At 66.7% G+C, this 17882-nt stretch carries 10 protein-coding genes; 2 read left to right on the top strand and 8 right to left on the bottom strand.

What is annotated here, in order from left to right; genetic code table 11:
• Window positions 1-380 precede the first annotated feature (380 nt).
• The 3 genes from AC1DFR_RS19420 to AC1DFR_RS19410 are packed head-to-tail and all read right to left on the bottom strand — an operon-like array spanning window position 381 to window position 7982.
• Window positions 381-4106 (bottom strand): 1,4-alpha-glucan branching enzyme, encoded by a 3726-nt coding sequence (locus AC1DFR_RS19420; protein WP_476874221.1) that lies wholly within the window; start codon window positions 4104-4106, stop codon window positions 381-383.
• A gap of 1 nt (window position 4107) precedes the next feature.
• Entirely contained in the window at window positions 4108-5904 is a 1797-nt protein-coding gene (treS, locus tag AC1DFR_RS19415; protein ID WP_018774200.1) for a maltose alpha-D-glucosyltransferase, read from the bottom strand.
• 5 nt (window positions 5905-5909) lie between these two features.
• Complete coding sequence (locus AC1DFR_RS19410; protein ID WP_476860385.1) at window positions 5910-7982, bottom strand: alpha-1,4-glucan--maltose-1-phosphate maltosyltransferase; 2073 nt, start codon at window positions 7980-7982, stop codon at window positions 5910-5912.
• Between the two features lie 151 nt (window positions 7983-8133).
• Between AC1DFR_RS19410 and glgP the strand changes: the two genes are divergently transcribed.
• Entirely contained in the window at window positions 8134-10752 is a 2619-nt protein-coding gene (gene glgP / locus AC1DFR_RS19405) for an alpha-glucan family phosphorylase (RefSeq protein WP_476850584.1), read from the top strand.
• 28 nt (window positions 10753-10780) lie between these two features.
• On the opposite strand, the gene AC1DFR_RS19400 is transcribed toward glgP, so the two are convergent.
• Together AC1DFR_RS19400 and glgX are read right to left on the bottom strand one after the other, a co-directional pair.
• A complete protein-coding gene (locus AC1DFR_RS19400; RefSeq protein ID WP_079552073.1) occupies window positions 10781-11137 on the bottom strand; it encodes a barstar family protein in 357 nt (118 codons plus the stop codon).
• 22 nt (window positions 11138-11159) lie between these two features.
• Window positions 11160-13274, bottom strand: coding sequence for a glycogen debranching protein GlgX (glgX, locus tag AC1DFR_RS19395; RefSeq protein ID WP_476850585.1), 2115 nt, complete (start codon window positions 13272-13274; stop codon window positions 11160-11162).
• 115 nt (window positions 13275-13389) lie between these two features.
• On the opposite strand from glgX, the gene AC1DFR_RS19390 reads away from it, so the two are divergent.
• Window positions 13390-14193 (top strand): carbon-nitrogen hydrolase family protein, encoded by an 804-nt coding sequence (locus AC1DFR_RS19390; protein ID WP_476858131.1) that lies wholly within the window; start codon window positions 13390-13392, stop codon window positions 14191-14193.
• Window positions 14194-14769: 576 nt separating this feature from the next.
• Here the strand turns inward: AC1DFR_RS19390 and rlmB are convergent.
• The 3 genes from rlmB to AC1DFR_RS19375 form a co-directional block, all read right to left on the bottom strand.
• Complete coding sequence (gene rlmB / locus AC1DFR_RS19385) at window positions 14770-15771, bottom strand: 23S rRNA (guanosine(2251)-2'-O)-methyltransferase RlmB (protein ID WP_028276342.1); 1002 nt, start codon at window positions 15769-15771, stop codon at window positions 14770-14772.
• Between the two features lie 134 nt (window positions 15772-15905).
• On the bottom strand, window positions 15906-17354 hold the full coding sequence (cysS, locus tag AC1DFR_RS19380; protein ID WP_476874220.1) for a cysteine--tRNA ligase: 1449 nt from the start codon (window positions 17352-17354) through the stop codon (window positions 15906-15908).
• 92 nt (window positions 17355-17446) lie between these two features.
• Window positions 17447-17806, bottom strand: a complete 360-nt coding sequence (locus tag AC1DFR_RS19375) for a hypothetical protein (protein ID WP_476874219.1) — start codon at window positions 17804-17806, stop codon at window positions 17447-17449.
• Window positions 17807-17882 lie beyond the last annotated feature (76 nt).

The following is a 17882-nucleotide window of genomic DNA, read 5'->3' as shown; positions in this document are numbered from 1 at the left end:
GGCCCGGCAAATTCAACCAATTCAATACAATAAATTGGTATCAACAAACTTGGCACACTATTGAGTTCTCAAACAACAGACACACCCGGCACCACCACAACCAACAAACAGTCAAGGATCGCTCCGGAGCAACTTTTCAAACTTACCCGGCCGCTTCACCCTAGTCAAATCGGCGATCCAGACTCATTCTTGCCATAGGCTTCTGGGTCTTGGTGGCCGTTCAACTCCGGGGAGCAGCGCGGAAATAAACTCTACCACCACTTGGGCCGGCTGACAAAGCGGCACCGAAGACGGTGCAGAAAAGCCCGGAATCACGGGGATTCCGGGCCTCTCGCAAACACTTCCCTACGCGCGCCAGGTCTGCTGTCCGGGCGCTGCGCCTAGCCCAGCGGCTTGAAGTACGCGGCCCCTAGCGGAGGCAGGGTGACGGTGAGCATGGCCGGCTGTCCGTCCAGGCCGTCCTTCGTCGCGGTCAGGGTTCCGGTGTTCTCCACCCCGGAACCGCCATAGCTGGCGGCGTCGGTGTTGAGCACTTCCTGCCACTCGCCGGCGGCCGGGACGCCGAGGAGGTAGTCCGTGTGCGGCCCGCCGGAGAAGTTCACGGCGCAGACCAGCGGGTTGCCGTCGGCGTCACGGCGGATGAACGTCAGCACATTGCGGTCCGAGTCTCCCCCATTGATCCACTGGAACCCTTCGGGCTGGTTGTCCCGCTCGTACAGTGCCGGCGTGGAACGGTAGAGCTCGTTGAGGTCCTTGGTCAGGAGCTGCATGCCGTTGTGTGCCGGGATGTCCGCGAGCCACCAGTCCAGGCCGTACTGCTCCGACCACTCCGCTTCCTGGCCGAATTCGGTGCCCATGAAGATCAGCTGCTTGCCCGGGTGGGCCCACTGATATCCCAGGAATGCGCGCAGGTTTGCCAACTGCTGCCACCGGTCACCGGGCATTTTGCGCAGCATGGAGCCCTTGCCGTGCACAACTTCATCGTGGCTGATGGGCAGCAGGAAGTTTTCCGTGAAGGCGTAGACCATCGAGAACGTGATGGTGCCGTGGTGCCACCGGCGGTTGTACGGGTCCTCGGCCATGTATTTGAGCGAGTCGTGCATCCAGCCCATGTTCCATTTGAGGCCGAAGCCCAGGCCGCCGCCGCTCGTGGGCGCCGTGACGCCCGGGAATGCGGTGGATTCTTCGGCAATCATGACCGCGCCGGGGTGGGTTTTGTAGACCGTGGCGTTGACCTCCTGGAGGAATGAGATCGCTTCCAGGTTTTCGCGGCCGCCAAAACGGTTTGGCTGCCACTGACCCTCTTCGCGGGAGTAGTCGAGGTAGAGCATGGAGGCGACGGCGTCCACGCGGAGCCCGTCGATGTGGAACTCATCGAGCCAGTACAGGGCGTTGGCCACCAGGAAGTTACGCACCTCCCTGCGGCCGAAGTCGAAGATCAGCGTTCCCCAGTCCGGGTGTTCGCCCAGGTTCGGATCGGCGTGCTCGTATAGTGTTTCGCCATCGAACCGGGCCAGGGCCCACTCGTCCTTGGGAAAGTGCGCCGGGACCCAGTCGAGGAGGACGCCGATGCCGGCTTGGTGGAGTTCGTCAACGAGGTGGCGGAATTCGTCCGGGTGCCCGAAGCGCGAGGTCGGCGCGAAGTACGAGGTGACCTGGTAGCCCCACGAGCCGCCGAAGGGGTGCTCGGCCACAGGCATGAACTCCACGTGGGTGAAGCCGAGCCATTTGACGTATTCCACGAGTTCCTTGGCCAGTTCGCGGTAGCCCAGCCCCACCTTCCAGGAACCGAGGTGGACCTCGTAGACGCTCATGGCCGAGTTGTGCGGATCGCGGGCGGCGCGGGCCTGCATCCACTCGGCATCCTTGAAGACGTAAGAGGGCTCCACCACCCGGGATGCCGTCAGCGGCGGGACTTCGGTGCCGAAGGCCAGCGGGTCCGCTTTTTCCACCCAGTATCCGTGCCGGGTCCTGAGTTCAAATTTGTAGCACGCCCCTGCTACAACCCCGGGAATGAAGACTTCCCACACACCGGTGGAACCGAGGGAGCGCATGGAGTGTTCGCGGCCGTCCCAGCCGTTGAAGTCGCCCTTGACGCGCACTGCCTGGGCGTTCGGGGCCCAGACGGCGAAGGACACGCCGTCGACGTCGCCAAGCGAGGACTTGTAGTGCTGCACGTGCGCGCCGAGGACATCCCACAGACGCTCGTGCCGGCCCTCACCGATCAGGTGCAGGTCTACTTCGCCGACGGTTGGCAGGTAACGGTAGGGGTCGTCCATGACCTGGGGCTCGTGGTCCTTGTAGGTCACCTCGAGCCGGTAATCCGGCACATGGCCGCGCTCGAGTGGCTCCATCACGGCCACCCATACGCCGCTCGATTCGTGCGTCATGGGCGTCGAACCTGCCGACGTCACGACCGAGACCGCTTCCGCCAGGTGCTTGACCGTCCGGATGGTGACATGGCCGTGGTCATCGAGATGGGCGCCGAGGACCGAGTGGGGCGCGTGGTGTTCGCCGCTGGAGACCCTTGCAAGGGTCTCGCCATCCACGGGCAGTGGTGTGCCGGGCCGATCGATACGTGCTGATCCTGTCATTTTTATACCTTCCGCTGCGGCTTCGGCGGCGACGCCGGAACCTGTACTGCCGAGGAGACGACGCGATGCGTTCACCGGGATGGAGAGCCAGTCCGGCCTGTTCCTTAGTTCGTAGATGACTTCGTAGAGGGCTTTGTCGAGCCACAGCGCCACAAAGAGCGGCGAGTCGCGGTCGATGCTGCCGGGAATGACGTCGGCGTAGCCAGCCAGGAAGGCCTCAGCGCAGTCATCCACCCAGGTCCCGGGCACCACGGCTCCGGGGTTTTCGCGGACGGCGGCTCCGGCGGCGTAGTCGAAGGACCGCAGCATGCCGACAACGTCGCGAAGGGCGACGTCCGGGAAGTTGCGCTCGGAGATGGGGCGCAGGGGCTCGCCCTCGAAGTCGAGGATGGCCCAGCGCGGGGGGCCCCCCGGCTCGCCCGGGACCATGCTGCCGGGCACCTGCAGGATCTGCCCGAGGTGGAGGTCGCCATGGATACGCTGGAGCGGGCCTGCGCTGGTGCCCTCGAGCCGGCCGAGGAGACCGTTCAGCGCTTCTTCGTAAGGCCCGACAGCCTGGCCGGCCTGGGCCCAGGACTGACGGACGCGCTCGGCTACTCCCGGCGCGATGTCCTGCCCCGGCGCAGATTCGGCGGCTGTGCCCAGGGCCTCGGCGAGCCGGCGGTGCACGGTGGCCGTGGCCGCGCCCAGCGCGTGGGCTTCTGCAGCGAACCCGATCCCCCGGCTGGCCGCGTCCACGGCGAGCCGCCACGCATCGAGTCCGCCGGCGAGGAATTCGTGCGCCACAGCCAGCTCGCCGGAGGCGGGACGGACAGTGGCGGGACGGCGGGCATCTGATGGCTCCGCCCCTGCTGCGGCCGCCGGCACCTCCCACTCGCCAGCCACCCAGCCAAGGGTTGCCGGGACCTCCGCGGTGTGTCCCGCAGTCAGCGCCGCACCGATTTCAACCTCGGGATTCTGCCCTTCGGACAGCACCCGGAAGAACTTCACGATGGCGACTGTGCCGCCGTCCTCGTCGTCGACGATCACCGAGCTGTTCGATTGCTCGCCCGAGAGGACCTTGACCTTGCCTGTTGCGAACGGCAGGCGGTAGCCGGACTCCACCAGGTGGCCGGTGGCGTTGCCCGACGGCGTCGTTGCGCCGTGCCGCATGAGCTCCAGCCAGGCGGCGACGAAGGAGGCGTCGTGGACGCCGTCGTACACCCACTGGTGGGCGGCATCAGCGCGGGTGCCGGGAAGTTCGCCGATCAGCGCGCGTTCTGCCCCCGGCAGGGGTTCTGGCCGGAAACTGAGCGGCACCTGGACGACGTCGGTGCGGCTGCCGCCGGGCGTGGGGTAGGACACCGCGACCAGCAACACCTCGAACGTGGCCCCGCCGGCGGCGGTCTCAAGGCGCAGGCCGCCCGCCGGTTCGAAGGTGAACTCGGCGGTCTTGACAGGGAACCATCGCTGGCGCGGGAGCCAGGCGCCAAGCAGTCCGCTCAAGGCCGGGGCAAGGGCGGGTCGCGTCATCTCAACCCTCGATGGACAGGACGGGCATCGCCTGTGTGAACGGGGATGCCGGGTTGGAGGCGGCGGAACGGATCCGCAACCAGAAGAAATCGTGGCTGCCCAAGGTCAGCGTCAGCGTTCCGTCATCGCCGATGGCCGGGAAGGCCTGGCCGCCGAAGACGTCCCGGAGGCCGCGGCCGGCGAAGTTCGGCACCCGCAACGTGGCAGCCACGGGGTGCTGTGAGAGGTTGAAGGCGCACAGGATGGTCTCGGCGTCCTCACCGGCGGCGTTGCCTTCCGGGAGCTCACGCAGGTAAGCGAGGACGACGTCGTGGTCAGCCTCCACATGCTTGAATCCGCCGAGCCCGAAGGCGGGGTGGTTCTTGCGGACGCTCAGGATCTGGCGGGTCCAGCGCAGCAGGGACCCCGAATGTGCGGCCTCGGCCTCCACGTTCGCCATGCTGTAGTTGTAGACCAGCGACTGGATCACCGGCAGGTACAGCTTGCCCGGGTCGGCACTGGAGAACCCGGCGTTCCGGTCCGGGTTCCACTGCATCGGGGTGCGGACCGCGTCACGGTCCTCGAGCCAGATGTTGTCCCCCATGCCGATCTCGTCCCCGTAGTACAGGAACGGGCTGCCCGGCAGGGACAGCAGCAGGGCGTTGATCAGCTCGATCTCGGAGCGGGAGTTATCCAGCAGCGGGGCCAGCCGGCGCCGGATGCCGATGTTGGCGCGCATGCGCGGATCCGGCGCGTACCAGCCGAGCATCGCGGCGCGTTCGTCGGAGGTGACCATTTCCAGCGTCAGTTCGTCGTGGTTGCGCAGGAACGTGCCCCACTGGGCACCTTCGGGAATGTCCGGCGTGTCCTTCATCGTCTCGATGATGGGGGACGCCTTCTGGTCCCGCAGCGCGTAGTACAGCCGCGGCATGATCGGGAAGTGGAACGCCATGTGGCATTCCGGTTCCTCTTCGGTGCCGAAATACTCCACCACTTCGGCGGGCGGCTGGTTGGCCTCGGCAATGATCACGCGGCCCGGGTAGCTTTCATCGACCATCCGGCGCAGCTGGCGGAGGAATTCGTGGGTCTGCGGCAGGTTCTCGCAGTTGGTGCCCTCCTCCTCGAACAGGTACGGGATGGCGTCCGCCCGGAAGCCGTCGATGCCCTGGTCCAGCCAGAACCGCACGACGTCGAAGAGCGCGTCAATGACCTTGGGGTTCTCGAAGTTCAGGTCGGGCTGGTGGCTGAAGAACCGGTGCCAGAAGAACTGCCTGCGGATGGGGTCGAAGGTCCAGTTGGATTCCTCCGTGTCCACGAAGATGATGCGGGCGTCTTCGTACTTCTCGTCCGTGTCGCTCCACACGTAGAAGTCGCCGAAGGGACCATCCGGGTCCTTGCGTGACTCCTGGAACCACGGATGCTGGTCGGAGGTGTGGTTCAGCGGAAGGTCGATGATCACCCGGACGCCGCGGGCATGGGCCTCGGCCACGAGCCGTTTGAAGTCGCTGATGGTGCCGAACTCGTCCAGCACGGAGTTGTAGTCCGAGATGTCGTAGCCGCCGTCGCGCAGCGGTGACTGGAAGAAGGGCGGGAGCCACAGGCAGTCCACCCCCAGCCACTGCAGGTAGTCCAGTTTCTCGATCAGGCCGTGGAAGTCACCCGAGCCGTCTCCGTTGCCGTCGGCGAAGCCCCGGACGAGCACCTCGTAGAAGACCGCCTTGCGGTACCAGAGGGGATCGTGCTGGAGGCCCGGGGCATTCAATTCAAAGCTCCCCCTCGGGCTGAAGTGCTGGCTCGGGTTCTGCGGGCTAAAACTCACTGGCACTACCTCCGGATGCTAAGAATGTGAACGGGCTCGACGTGCGGGTCCAGGCGGACGTAGTTGTACTCCCCCCATTCCCAACTCTCGCCGGTCAGCAGGTCATCAACCATGAAACGGCCGTTGTGCGTGAAGTTCTCCGGGTCCAGTTCCAGCGCCGGCAGGTCCAGGGACACCGTGCTCTCCCGGGTGCCGTGCGGGTCCACGTTGACGACGATGATCAGGGTGTCTTTGGTCCCGTCCGCGAGGGTCTTGTGCTTGGAGAACACCACGGTGGAGCTGTCCGAGCTCTGGTGCACCGTCAGGTTCTGCAGATCCCCCAGGGCCGGGTGCGCGCGCCGGATCCCGTTGAGCCGGGTCAGGTACGGGGCCAGGGTGCGCCCCGATTCTGCCGCCGCGTCCCAGTCGCGGGCCTTGTATTCAAACTTCTCGTTGTCGATGTACTCCTCGGCGCCCGGGCGCGCCACGTGTTCGTAGAGCTCAAAGCCGGCGTACACGCCCCAGATGGGGCTTGCCGTCGCGGCCAGGGCGGCACGGATCTTGAAGGCCGCCGGGCCGCCGAACTGCAGGTATTCGGTGAGGATGTCCGGGGTGTTGACGAAGAAGTTCGGCCGGAAGTAGGCCGCCGACTCGTGGCTGACCTCCTGGAAGTACGTCTCCAGTTCTTCCTTGGTGTTCCGCCAGGTGAAGTAGGTGTAGGACTGCTGGAAGCCTGCCCGGCCAAGAGCGTGCATCATGGCCGGGCGGGTGAACGCCTCGGCGAGGAAGACGACGTCGGGGTGCTTCTTATTGACCTTGCCGATCAGCCATTCCCAGAACCAGACGGGTTTGGTGTGCGGATTGTCCACCCGGAACACTTTGACGCCGTGGCTGACCCAGAGCATCACAATCCTTAGAATTTCGTTGGACAGCCCCGCGGGGTCGTTGTCGAAATTCAGCGGGAAAATGTCCTGGTATTTCTTTGGCGGATTCTCCGCGTAGGCAATAGTGCCGTCGACGCGCGTGGTGAACCATTCCGGGTGGCTTTGCACCCACGGGTGGTCGGGCGCGGCCTGCAGGGCCAGGTCCAGGGCCACCTCGAGTCCCAGCTCACCGGCCCGTGCCACGAAGGCGTCGAAGTCCTCGAAGGTGCCCAGATCCGGGTGGATGGCGTCGTGGCCGCCCTCGTGGGATCCGATGGCCCACGGCGAACCGGGATCGTGCGGTCCGGCGATCAGGGTGTTGTTCGGCCCCTTGCGGTGCTGGCCGCCGATCGGGTGGATCGGCGGCATGTAGATGATGTCAAAGCCCATGGCGGCGACGGCGTCGAGGCGCTGCGCGGCGGTGCGGAAGTTGCCGGAGGTCCATTCCCCCGTGTCGTGGTTGCGCACGGCACCTTCGGAGCGGGGGAAGAATTCGTACCAGGCGCCGGCTCCGGCAAGCGTTCGCTCCACCAGCAGCGGGTAGGGCTCGGAAACCGTCACAAGTTCGCGGATGGGCTGGCGTTCGACGACGGCGGCGACGTCGGCGCCGAAGCCGGCGGCGAGGCGTTCCTCGGGTGTCCGGGACGTATCTGAGAGGACGACGACGGCCATCCGCAGCGTTCTGCGGTCACCAGAGGGGCGGGAGGCGTCTTCGGAGGCTTCAGCCAGCAGGGCGGCACCTTCGGACAGCATGAGCTCGACGTCGATGCCGGCCTCCACCTTGACCTCGGCGTTGTGGTGCCAGGTGCCGTAGCGGTCGTGCCAGGCCTCGATGACGAAGGACCAGTTGCCAGTGGCGGGCGGGGTCAGGAGGCCTTCCCAGCGGTCCGTGCCCATTCCCCGGGGTCCGCTCGGCGGGGCGAGGCGGACCCGCTGCCGCTCTTTGCCGCGTGGGTCGAGCAGGACGGCGCTGACCCCGAGCTGGTCGTGTCCCTCCCGGAACGCGGTGGCTCCCACGACAATGGTTTGGCCCTCGACCGCTTTGGCGGGAAACTTTCCGCCCTCCACCGAAGGCTGCACGGCGGTGATCGGAAAGCGGCCAAATCGAAGGCCATCCGTGATCAGGGCCTTGGGCTTTTGCTTGGACACGGCGCTGGTTCGCGAGTTATTCGTCACAGCCTCGACGTTATCTACAAAACGGCCAGAATGCTAAGGCCTCGAACGTTTTCCGGAGGTTTCTGGTTCTGGTCGGAGTGATATCCGTCATTTACGGGAAAGAATCTTAAAGCAGTTCCGGGGCAACGACTTGTCCGTTAGTGTTTCGCTGGTGAAGGCAATCCGCAGATTTACCGTCCGAACCGTACTCCCGGAGTCGATCCGGCCGCTGGCCCGGCTCGCCACCAATCTCCGGTGGTCCTGGCATCCGCCCACCCGGGAGCTTTTCGAGGGGCTCAACCCCGGGGTCTGGGCGGAGAGCGCCCACGACCCCGTGACTTTCCTGGGCCTGGTCAGCCGGGAAGAGCTGCAGCGCCTCGCCGCGGACCAGGACGTGGTGCGGCGCGTCCACGCCGCGGCCGATGACCTCGACCAGTACCTGGAACAGCCGCGCTGGTACCAGAGCCTGGGCGACGGCGCGCCGGCATGCATCGCCTATTTCTCGCCGGAGTTCGGCATCACCGAGGTCCTGCCCCAGTACTCGGGCGGCCTTGGCATCCTGGCCGGGGACCACCTGAAGGCGGCTTCGGACCTTGGCGTGCCGCTGATCGGCGTCGGACTCCTGTACCAGGCCGGCTACTTTAAGCAGTCGCTCTCCCGGGACGCCTGGCAGCAGGAAACGTACCCGGTCCTCGACCCCGACGGGCTGCCCCTGACGCTCCTGCGCGAGGCCTCCCCGGACGGCAACGGCAAACCGGTCCAGATCTCCCTGCCGCTTCCCCAGGGCCGGCGCCTGCTGGCGCACGTGTGGCGGGCCGACGTCGGACGTGTGCCGCTGCTGCTGCTGGATTCCAACGTTCCGGGCAACGACGAGGCTGCCCGCGGCATCACCGACCGCCTGTACGGCGGCGGCGGAGACCACCGGCTGCAGCAGGAGCTCCTGCTGGGCATGGGCGGGGTCAAGGCGCTGCGGGAGTTCCAGCGGCTCACGGGTGTCCCCGCGCCGGAAGTCTTCCACACCAACGAGGGCCACGCCGGATTCCTCGGCGTCGAGCGGATCCAGGAATTGATGTCCGGCACGGCGCCGCTGAGCTGGGAGGAGGCCCTGGCCGCCGGGCGGGCGTCCACGGTGTTCACCACCCACACGCCGGTGCCGGCGGGGATCGACCGCTTCGAAATCTCCCAGATTCAGCACTTCTTCGAAGCCGGCCTCGCCCCGGACGTCCCGGTGGCCAAGATCCTGGACCTGGGCCGCGAGGACTTCGCCGACGGCAACCCGTTCGTGTTCAACATGGCCGTGATGGGGCTGCGGCTGGCCCAGCGGGCCAACGGTGTGGCCAAACTGCACGGCGTGGTCTCGCGCGGGATGTTCTCCGCCCTCTGGCCGGGCTTCGACCACTCCGAAATCCCCATCACCTCCGTCACCAACGGCGTGCACGTCCCCACTTGGGTGGACCCCCGCATCGCCGCGCTGGCGCGGGACCACTTCGGTGCCGAGGCGGAGGCGCAGGGCCGGTGGGACCTGGCCTACAACGTCACCGACGAGGACCTCTGGGCGTTGCGGCGCGAGATGCGGGTGTCCCTGGTCGAGGATGTCCGGCGCCGGCTCCGGGCCGCGTGGAAGAAGCGCGGCGCGGCCGACGCCGAGCTGGCGTGGACGGACTCCGTCCTGGACCCGGACGTCCTGACCATCGGCTTTGCCCGCCGCGTGCCGACCTACAAGCGGCTGACCCTGATGCTGCGCGACCCGGAACGGCTCAAGGCGCTGCTGCTGCACAAGACGCACCCCATTCAGCTGGTCATCGCAGGGAAGTCCCACCCGGCGGACGATGCCGGCAAGAAGATGATCCAGGACCTCGTCCGGTTCACCGACGACCCCGCCGTGCGGCACCGGATCGCGTTCCTGCCCAACTACGACATCGCCATGGCCCGGACCCTGTTCCCCGGCTGTGATGTGTGGCTGAACAACCCGCTGCGCCCCTTGGAGGCCTGCGGTACCTCCGGCATGAAGGCTGCCCTGAACGGTTCGCTGAACCTCTCGGTCATGGACGGCTGGTGGGATGAGATGTACGACGGCGAGAACGGCTGGGCGATCCCGACCGCCAACAACGACGCCTCCCCGGAGGAACGCGACGACATCGAGGCGGCGGCTCTGTACGAGCTGCTCGAAACGCAGGTGGCGCCGCGGTTCTACGGGCTGACCGTATCCGACGCCGCGGGCGCTGCCGGACCGTCCCAGCCCGGCCCGCAGGCCGTGCCTACGCACTGGGTTTCGATGATCAAGCACACCATGTCCCACCTGGGCCCGGCGGTTTCCGCGGAACGGATGCTCCGGGACTACGTCAACGTCCTGTACCGGCCCGCCGCGATCGCAGGACGCCACGCTGTGGCGGACAACTACGCCCAAGCCAAGGCCCTGGCGGCATGGAGCTCACGGGTCCGGGCCGCATGGCCGCACATCCAGGTCGAACACGTCGACTCGGTGGGGGTCTCCGAGGACCCGCAGATCGGCGATCTGCTGCAGGTAAATGCCTACGTGGCGCTGCGTGAGCTCTCACCGGACGACGTCTATGTTGAGGTGGCCTACGGCCGGGCCGAGGACACCGACGAGCTGACGGACATCACGGTCGCGGAGCTCAAGGCCGCCGAAGACCTCGGCAAGGGCCGGCACCTCTTCAGCGGCACGCTGGTGATCGACCGTTCGGGGTCCTTCGGCTACACCGTGCGTGTGCTCCCCAAGAACGATGCCCTGGCCTCAAAAGCGGAGCTGGGCCTGATCGTCAACGCCTGACCGTCACCGCGTGGCGTGCTAGCTCTCTTTAGAGGCAGACGGCGATGACGTCCAGGCTCTTGCCGGCGTAGCCTTCGGCGTCCTGCAGCGTTTCGCAGATGACGCCGAAGGAGCGGTCCGCGCGGAGCGCGGCGGGCACCTGCCAGATGAACGTGACAGGGGCCTCGCCGTCGTCTGTCACGGCATCCGCGACGTCGTGCAGCGAATCGTGCAGGGCATCCAGGTCTGTGCCGTAGTCCTCGGGGACGTCCAGGAGCTCGCCGAACGTGTCCAGGACCGCCTGCTTGGTGTCGGCGGCGGGGACAACCAGGGCGCGCCGGCCGGCGTCGCCGATTTGCGCCGTGAGTTCTTCGATGGTCCAGGTCTCTGCCGAGTAAATCTTCATGGGGTCCTTAATCTCGAATTATTTAGGTGCGGTAGATATTGATCGTGTTGGCCTGGACGAGGTCGCGCTCACCGGAGGCGACGCGGGCGCCCTGACGCCGGTCATGGAGTTCGGACGTCGTCACGCGGAGTTCGAAGAGCCGGTGCCCGGTGCCGTCCTCGTTGCTCAGCCGTGGCAAGGTGACCTTGACGTCGTCGGCGCCGCCGTTGACCACCACGAGGCCGTCGACGTGCCCGTCGTCGGACCCGAGCAGGAGCTGGATCACCCGGTGGCCGGGGTCATGCCACGTGTCGGCGGACATGGGCCGGCCGTCCACATCGAACCAGTGGAAGTAGGACTGGTTGTCACGCGCCGGGTAATCATGCGGCTGGCTGGCCAGAAACTCCTTGCGCAGCCGGATGACGCGCTTGGTGGTGCGCAGCATCGCATGGGATTCCGTGGTGCTGGTCCAGTCGATCCAGGTCAGTGCATTGTCCTGGCAGTAGGCGTTGTTGTTCCCCTGCTGGGTCCGGCAGATCTCGTCCCCGGCGGTGATCATGGGTACGCCCTGGGAAATCATCAGGCAGGCCATCAGGTTCCGCCTGCTTTGGGCGCGCCGGGCGAGGATCTCGCCGTCTTCAGTGGGGCCCTCGAAACCGTGGTTGTAGCTGCGGTTATCGCCGTGGCCGTCCCGGTTCTGCTCGCCGTTGGCCTCGTTGTGCTTGCGGTCGTAGGCCGTCAGGTCGGCCAGGGTGAAGCCGTCGTGGGCCGTGATCAGGTTCAGCGAGGCGAGCCGGGACCGGCCCGAGGACTCGAACAGCCGGGCGGAACCAGAGAGGGCGTCCGCGAGGCGGGCCACCGGGCCGCCGCTGCCGCCGCCGTCGATCGCTGCGCGGTCGGCGAGCCAGAAGCTGCGGACGGCGTCGCGGAAATGATCGTTCCAGTCCACCCACCCGGCGGGAAACCGGCCGGTCTGCCAGCCGCCGTAGCCCACGTCCCAGGGTTCGGAAATCAGCTTGACGCCGGACAGGACCGGATCGGCTCCGACGGCGACGAGGAAGGGGTGCCGCGGATCGAATTCGTTGGCGCTGTTACGGCACAGCGTGACGGCGAGGTCGAAGCGGAACCCGTCGATGTGGAACTCGCTCACCCAGTAGCGCAGGGAATCCAGCACCAGCTGTACGACGCGGGGTTCGCCGAAGTTCAGGCTGTTGCCGCAGCCCGTGGTGTCCACGTACCTGCCGTGGCCGTCGTTGCGGTAGTACTGCATCTCGCCCAGGCCGCGGAAGCTCAGGGTGGGACCGTCCGTGCCGCCCTCGGCGGTGTGGTTGTACACGACGTCGAGGATGACCTCGAGCCCGGCGGCATGCAGCAGCTTGACCATGCCCTTGAACTCGTCCTGGACCGCGTGGGCGCCGGCGGCCTGGGCGGCCTCGGTGGCGTAGCCCGGATGCGGGGCGAAGAACGCCGCCGTGTTGTAGCCCCAGTAGTTCGTCAGCCCGAGCTGTTGCAGGTGCGGCTCGTCCACGTGGAAATGCACGGGCAGGAGCTGGACCGCCGTGACGCCCAGCGAGATCAGGTGCTCGATCATGGCCGGGTGGGCCATCCCGGCATAAGTCCCCTGCAGGTCCTCCGGAATGTCCGGGTGCAGCTTCGTCTGGCCCCGGACGTGGGCCTCGTAGACGATCGTGTTGCGCCACGGGACCCGCGGGCTGCGGTCCAGACCCCAGTCAAAATCGTTGCCGACCCGGACGCTGGTGATCAGCCCCTCGCGTTCGTCGACGGCCCGGCCATAGGGGTCCATCAGCAACGGCTGCTCGCCGACGGCATCGAAATTCGTGGCGGGCATGGACAGCGGGAGGGCCTCGTGTTCCGGGGAGGACCGGAAGCCATAGCGCGAGCCGGCCGGAATGCCCTCAACAATTCCGTGGTGGACGCCGTCGGTGACGTTGGGCAGGGTCTTCACCTGCCAGGTTCCCCCGGGCGCCTGATATTCGATCTCCAGCGTGGTTACGCCGGGCGCGTAGACGGCCACGTTGGCGAACGCGCCCCGGGGATCGTCCACTGCCGGCGACCCGGTATGTGGAACGCTGATCCCCAGCGGAAACGCCCGCGAAGCGTCTACGGTGGAAGCGGTATCTATGTAAGACATAACCATTGCTTAAAGCTTAGCCGGGCCAGACAAATGGCCCCCGTTTTCGTTTTCATGACGTTTTGCAGTGTACGGACCGCCGCACTGCATACTGTAATGGAGCGCCGAGTTGGAGGTAATTGTGCGCGTTGCACTAGCCCAAATAATTACCGGCCGTGACGTGGCCGCAAACCTGGACCTCGTGGACGCCTATGCGCGCCAGGCCAAGGCCGGCGGCGCGGACCTGGTGGTGTTCCCGGAAGCCACCATGCGGGCCTTCGGCAATTCGCTCCTGGATATCGCCGAGCCGCTGGACGGCCCGTGGGCATCCCGCGTCCGCGCCCTCGCCGCGGAGCTCGGCATCGTGATCGTCGCCGGCATGTTCACTCCCGGCACCGCCGGCAACGGCGCCAAGGTGCGCAACACCCTGCTGGTCACCGGCCGCGGCCTCGAGGCCAGCTACGACAAGATCCACCTGTTCGATGCTTTCGGTTTCGCCGAGTCGGACACGGTTGACGCCGGCACCTCCCCCGTCACCTTCGAGCTCGACGGCGTGACGTTTGGCCTCGCCACGTGCTACGACGTCCGCTTCCCGGACCTGTTCACGGAAAACGCGGACCGCGGCGCCGACGTCAACATTGTGTGCGCCTCCTGGGGCTCGGGCCCCGGCAAGGCCGAGCAGTGGAAGCTACTGGCCCGAGCCCGCGCCCTGGACTCCACCACCCTGGTCCTCGCTTGCGGCCAGGGCGACCCCGCCAGCGTGGGTCACCCGGTCAAGGGTTCCGCCCCCACCGGCGTCGGGCACTCCGTGGTGGTCTCCCCCATGGGCGACGTCCTCGAAGAACTCGACGGCGCCCCCGGCCTTCTGTTCGCGGACTTGGACACCGACGCCGTCCAGGAAGCCCGCACCAAACTCCCGGTCCTGGCCAACCGCCACAGGTTCTAAGCCGTCTGTTCCCCAAAGCTTCACGCTGTGGTCACCCCTGCTCTGGTCACCCCAGCGTGCAACGGCGCCTTGCCGTCGCTTAGACACCTCCCGCCGCCTCCTTCGGCCGCTGGGCGGCCTCATCCGGCTCTGGTCGGCGATGCGCTCCTTTGCAAGACACCGCCGCCCGCTCGATATTGGGTCACCAACCGCCGGGCTGCTTGAAAGAGACGCTCCCTCACGTTTCGCACGTTAAACGGAAGCGCTCCCCCACATAAAGTGAGGGAGCGCTTAGCCGCTTACCGCGAAAGGTGAGGGACCGTTTGCCATCAACCCGCACAAGGTGAGGGAGCGTCAGAGACGGGACCGGAGTTTTGCTAAGGAGCGCATCGCCGACCGGAACCGAGTAAGGCCGCTAGCGGCCGCACGAGGTGCAGGGAGGTGTCTAAGCGACGGCAAAACTCCGGTTCCGTCCTACCCAGCCACGACTGCGGCGACGGCAAGACTACGGTTCCGGCGGAACCCAGCCACAACTCAGGTGACCGCGGAACCCAACCCCCGACTCCGGCGACGGCGAAACCGGCCCCGAACGCAGGACTACTTAGCGGCGCGCTGGCGGGAGATTTCGTAGAGGGAGATACCGACGGCCATGGAGGCGTTGAGGGATTCCATGGCAGAGTCGATCGGGATGGAGACGATCTGGTCGCAGTTTTCGCGGACCAGGCGGCTCAGGCCCTTGCCCTCGGAACCGACGACGATGCACACGGGTTCGGTGGCCAGGGTGAGCTCGGGCAGCGAGACGTCGCCGTCGCCGTCGAGCCCCAGGACGTAGATCCCCATGTTTTTGAACGCCTTGAGCGTGTTGTTCAGGTTGGCCGCGCGGGCGACGGGGACGCGGACGGCTGCACCGGCGCTGGTCTTCCAGGCCGAGGCGGTGACGCCCACGGAACGGCGCTCCGGGACGACGACGCCGTGGCCGCTGAAGGCCGAGACGGAGCGGATGATCGCGCCGAGGTTGCGGGGATCGGTGATGCCGTCGAGCGCCACGAAGAGCGGGGCGTTGGCCACGTGGCCCTTCTTCCAGGCCTCGAGGGTCTCTTCGGCGAGCTCGTACGCGTCCTGGTATTCGTACGGCGGGATCTGCAGCACGAGGCCCTGGTGGATGGCGTCGTCGGTCATCCGGTCGAGCTCGGGCTTGCCGGTTTCCATCAGCGGGATGCCGCGTTCGGCGGCCAGCTTCAGGGATTCCTTGACGCGGTCGTCCATTTCGATGCGGACGGCGACGTGCAGGGCCTTGGCCGGGATGCCGGCGCGCAGGGCTTCGACCACGGAGTTGCGGCCGGTGACGACCTCTTCGGTGGCGCGGCCCTTGGGACCGGAGCGTCCGGTGCGGGCGGCGGCGCTCGTGGTCCGGCTTCCGCTGGCGCGCTTGGCCTCGGAGCGTTCGGCGAGCTGCTTGTTCTTGAACGCCTTGTGGTAGGGGCGGTCCTCCGCCTTCGGCGTGGGGCCCTTGCCCTCAAGTGCCTTGCGGCCGTGACCGCCGGTTCCGACGGAGGGGCCCTTCTTCAATTTGACCGAGCGGCGACCGTTGTTGGCCATGAGTTTCACCCTTTAAATACGCGATTCGTTGATAAGTCTGACCTCCAGTCTACTGACTCGAGTAAAATCCACGATTTCGGGGTGGCCCGGAGGGAACGACGACGGCCCACTTCACCGGCCGCCGTCAACGGGGTTCAGCCGCGCTTCAGGCTCCAGCTCGCCCCGTCCGGGCCGTCCTCGACGACGACGCCGGCTGCGGCCAGGGTGTCCCGGATGGCGTCGGACGCGGCCCAGTCCTTGGCGGCCCGGGCGTGGGCGCGCGCCTCCAGCTGAGCCTCGACCAGGACGCCAAGGGCGGTGTTGGCTTGTTCGTCGGCCGCAGGCGTTGCGGTGGCGTTGAGGCCGAGGACGTCCAGCATGGCGGTGACGCTGGCCAGCGCCTGGCCCGCGGCGTCGAGGTCGCCTTCGGTGAGAGCCGTGTTGCCGGCGCGGACGGTGTCGTGCAGGACGGCGAGGGCCTGCGGGACGTTGAGGTCATCGTCCATGGCCACCCCAAAAGCTTCCGGGACAGAACCAGCGGATGCCTCCGGTCCCGGGTCGGGCAGGACCCGGCTTGCGCGGCTGAGGAAGCCGTCGATCCGCTCGACGGCGGCGGCCGCTTCCTGCAGGGACGTCGGCTGGTAGTCCAGGACCGAGCGGTACTGCGCCTGCCCGAGGTAGTACCGGACAACACGCGGCGGGGCGATCTCGAGCATTTCCGTCGGGCTGACGGTGTTGCCGATGGACTTGGACATTTTCTCGCCGGCGTAGGTGACCATCCCGTTGTGCATCCAGAAGTTGGCGAAGCCGTGGCCTGCCGCCTGTGACTGCGCCATTTCGTTTTCGTGGTGCGGGAAGCGCAGGTCCAGGCCGCCGCCGTGGATGTCGAACTCGGTGCCGAGGTATTTGGTGACCATCGCGGAGCATTCGAGGTGCCAGCCCGGGCGGCCGGCGCCCCACGGCGAAGACCAGCTCGCCGTCGTCGGCTCCCCGTCCTTGTAGCCCTTCCACAGCGCGAAGTCGCGGGGGTCCTTCTTGCCGCGGGGGTCCGCGTCAGGGGCGCCCTGCATGTCGTCGAGCTTCTGCCGCGTCAGCGAGCCGTAGTTGGACCAGGAACGTACATCGAAGTAGACGTCGCCGGAGTCGTCCAGGGCCGGGTAGGCGTGGCCGCGGTCGATCAGCTGCTGGATGAGGGTGTGCATTTCCGGGATGTGGCCGGTGGCGCGGGGCTCATAGGTGGGGCGGGAGACACCCAGGGTGTCATAGGCCTTGAGGAATTTCTGCTCGTAGCGGTAGGCCAGGGCCCACCATTCCTCGTTGCGGAGGGCTCCGGGCTCGTCTTCAAAGTCTGCGCCGAACGAGGCGGCTGACTTGGCAAGGATCTTGTCGTCGATGTCGGTGACGTTGCGGACTGCCGTCACCCGGAAGCCGCGGTACTGCAACCAGCGGGTCAGCTGGTCGAACGCGATGGCCGAGCGGATGTGGCCGACGTGTGGCATGCCCTGGACGGTGGCTCCGCAGTAGTACAGGCTCACCTTGCCAGGTACCAGGGGGACGAAGTCGCGGACTTCGGCGGATGCAGTGTCGTAAAAGCGCAGGGTCACCGCTCCAGATTAGCCGATGACGCTCCGGGGCCTGACCCGCGGCTTTGCCGGCACGGCGCAGGCCGGCAGGCAGGGACGGCCGGTGCGGCGACCTACTTGCAGTATTGGCCGATCTTGTTGATCTGCTCCGTGAGCTGGGCCGTCTGTTGGTCGGTCTTGGTTCCCGTAGGGCTCGCCGCAACCTGCTTCATGATCTCGGCCATCTGCTGGATCGGGGCGCCCACCTGCGGCGCTACCTTGTCCGCAACCTCCTGGTAGTGCTGGCCAATCTGCCCTGCCTGCTCCTTAGCGCTCCCGGAGGGCACGAAGGTGTCGGTGTTGAGGAACTTACAGCTTTCCTCGACGCTGAGCTTCGGAGTGGCGCTAGGCGTTTGGGGCGCTGTCGTGGAGGCGGCACAGCCGCTCAGCATGGTCCCTGCCACGAGTACGACGGCGGTCAGCAGCTTCTTCACGGCAGGTCTCCTGGCAGTTCGGAACGGGTGTCTCGCTTGGGTCTTCCCTCAAGCGTAGGGGACCGGGGCCGGCGGT

Source organism: Arthrobacter sp. 05T410 (genome assembly GCF_056396505.1).
The sequence above is the reverse complement of the archived record's forward strand: the minus strand, read 5'-3'. Positions and strand labels throughout refer to the sequence as shown.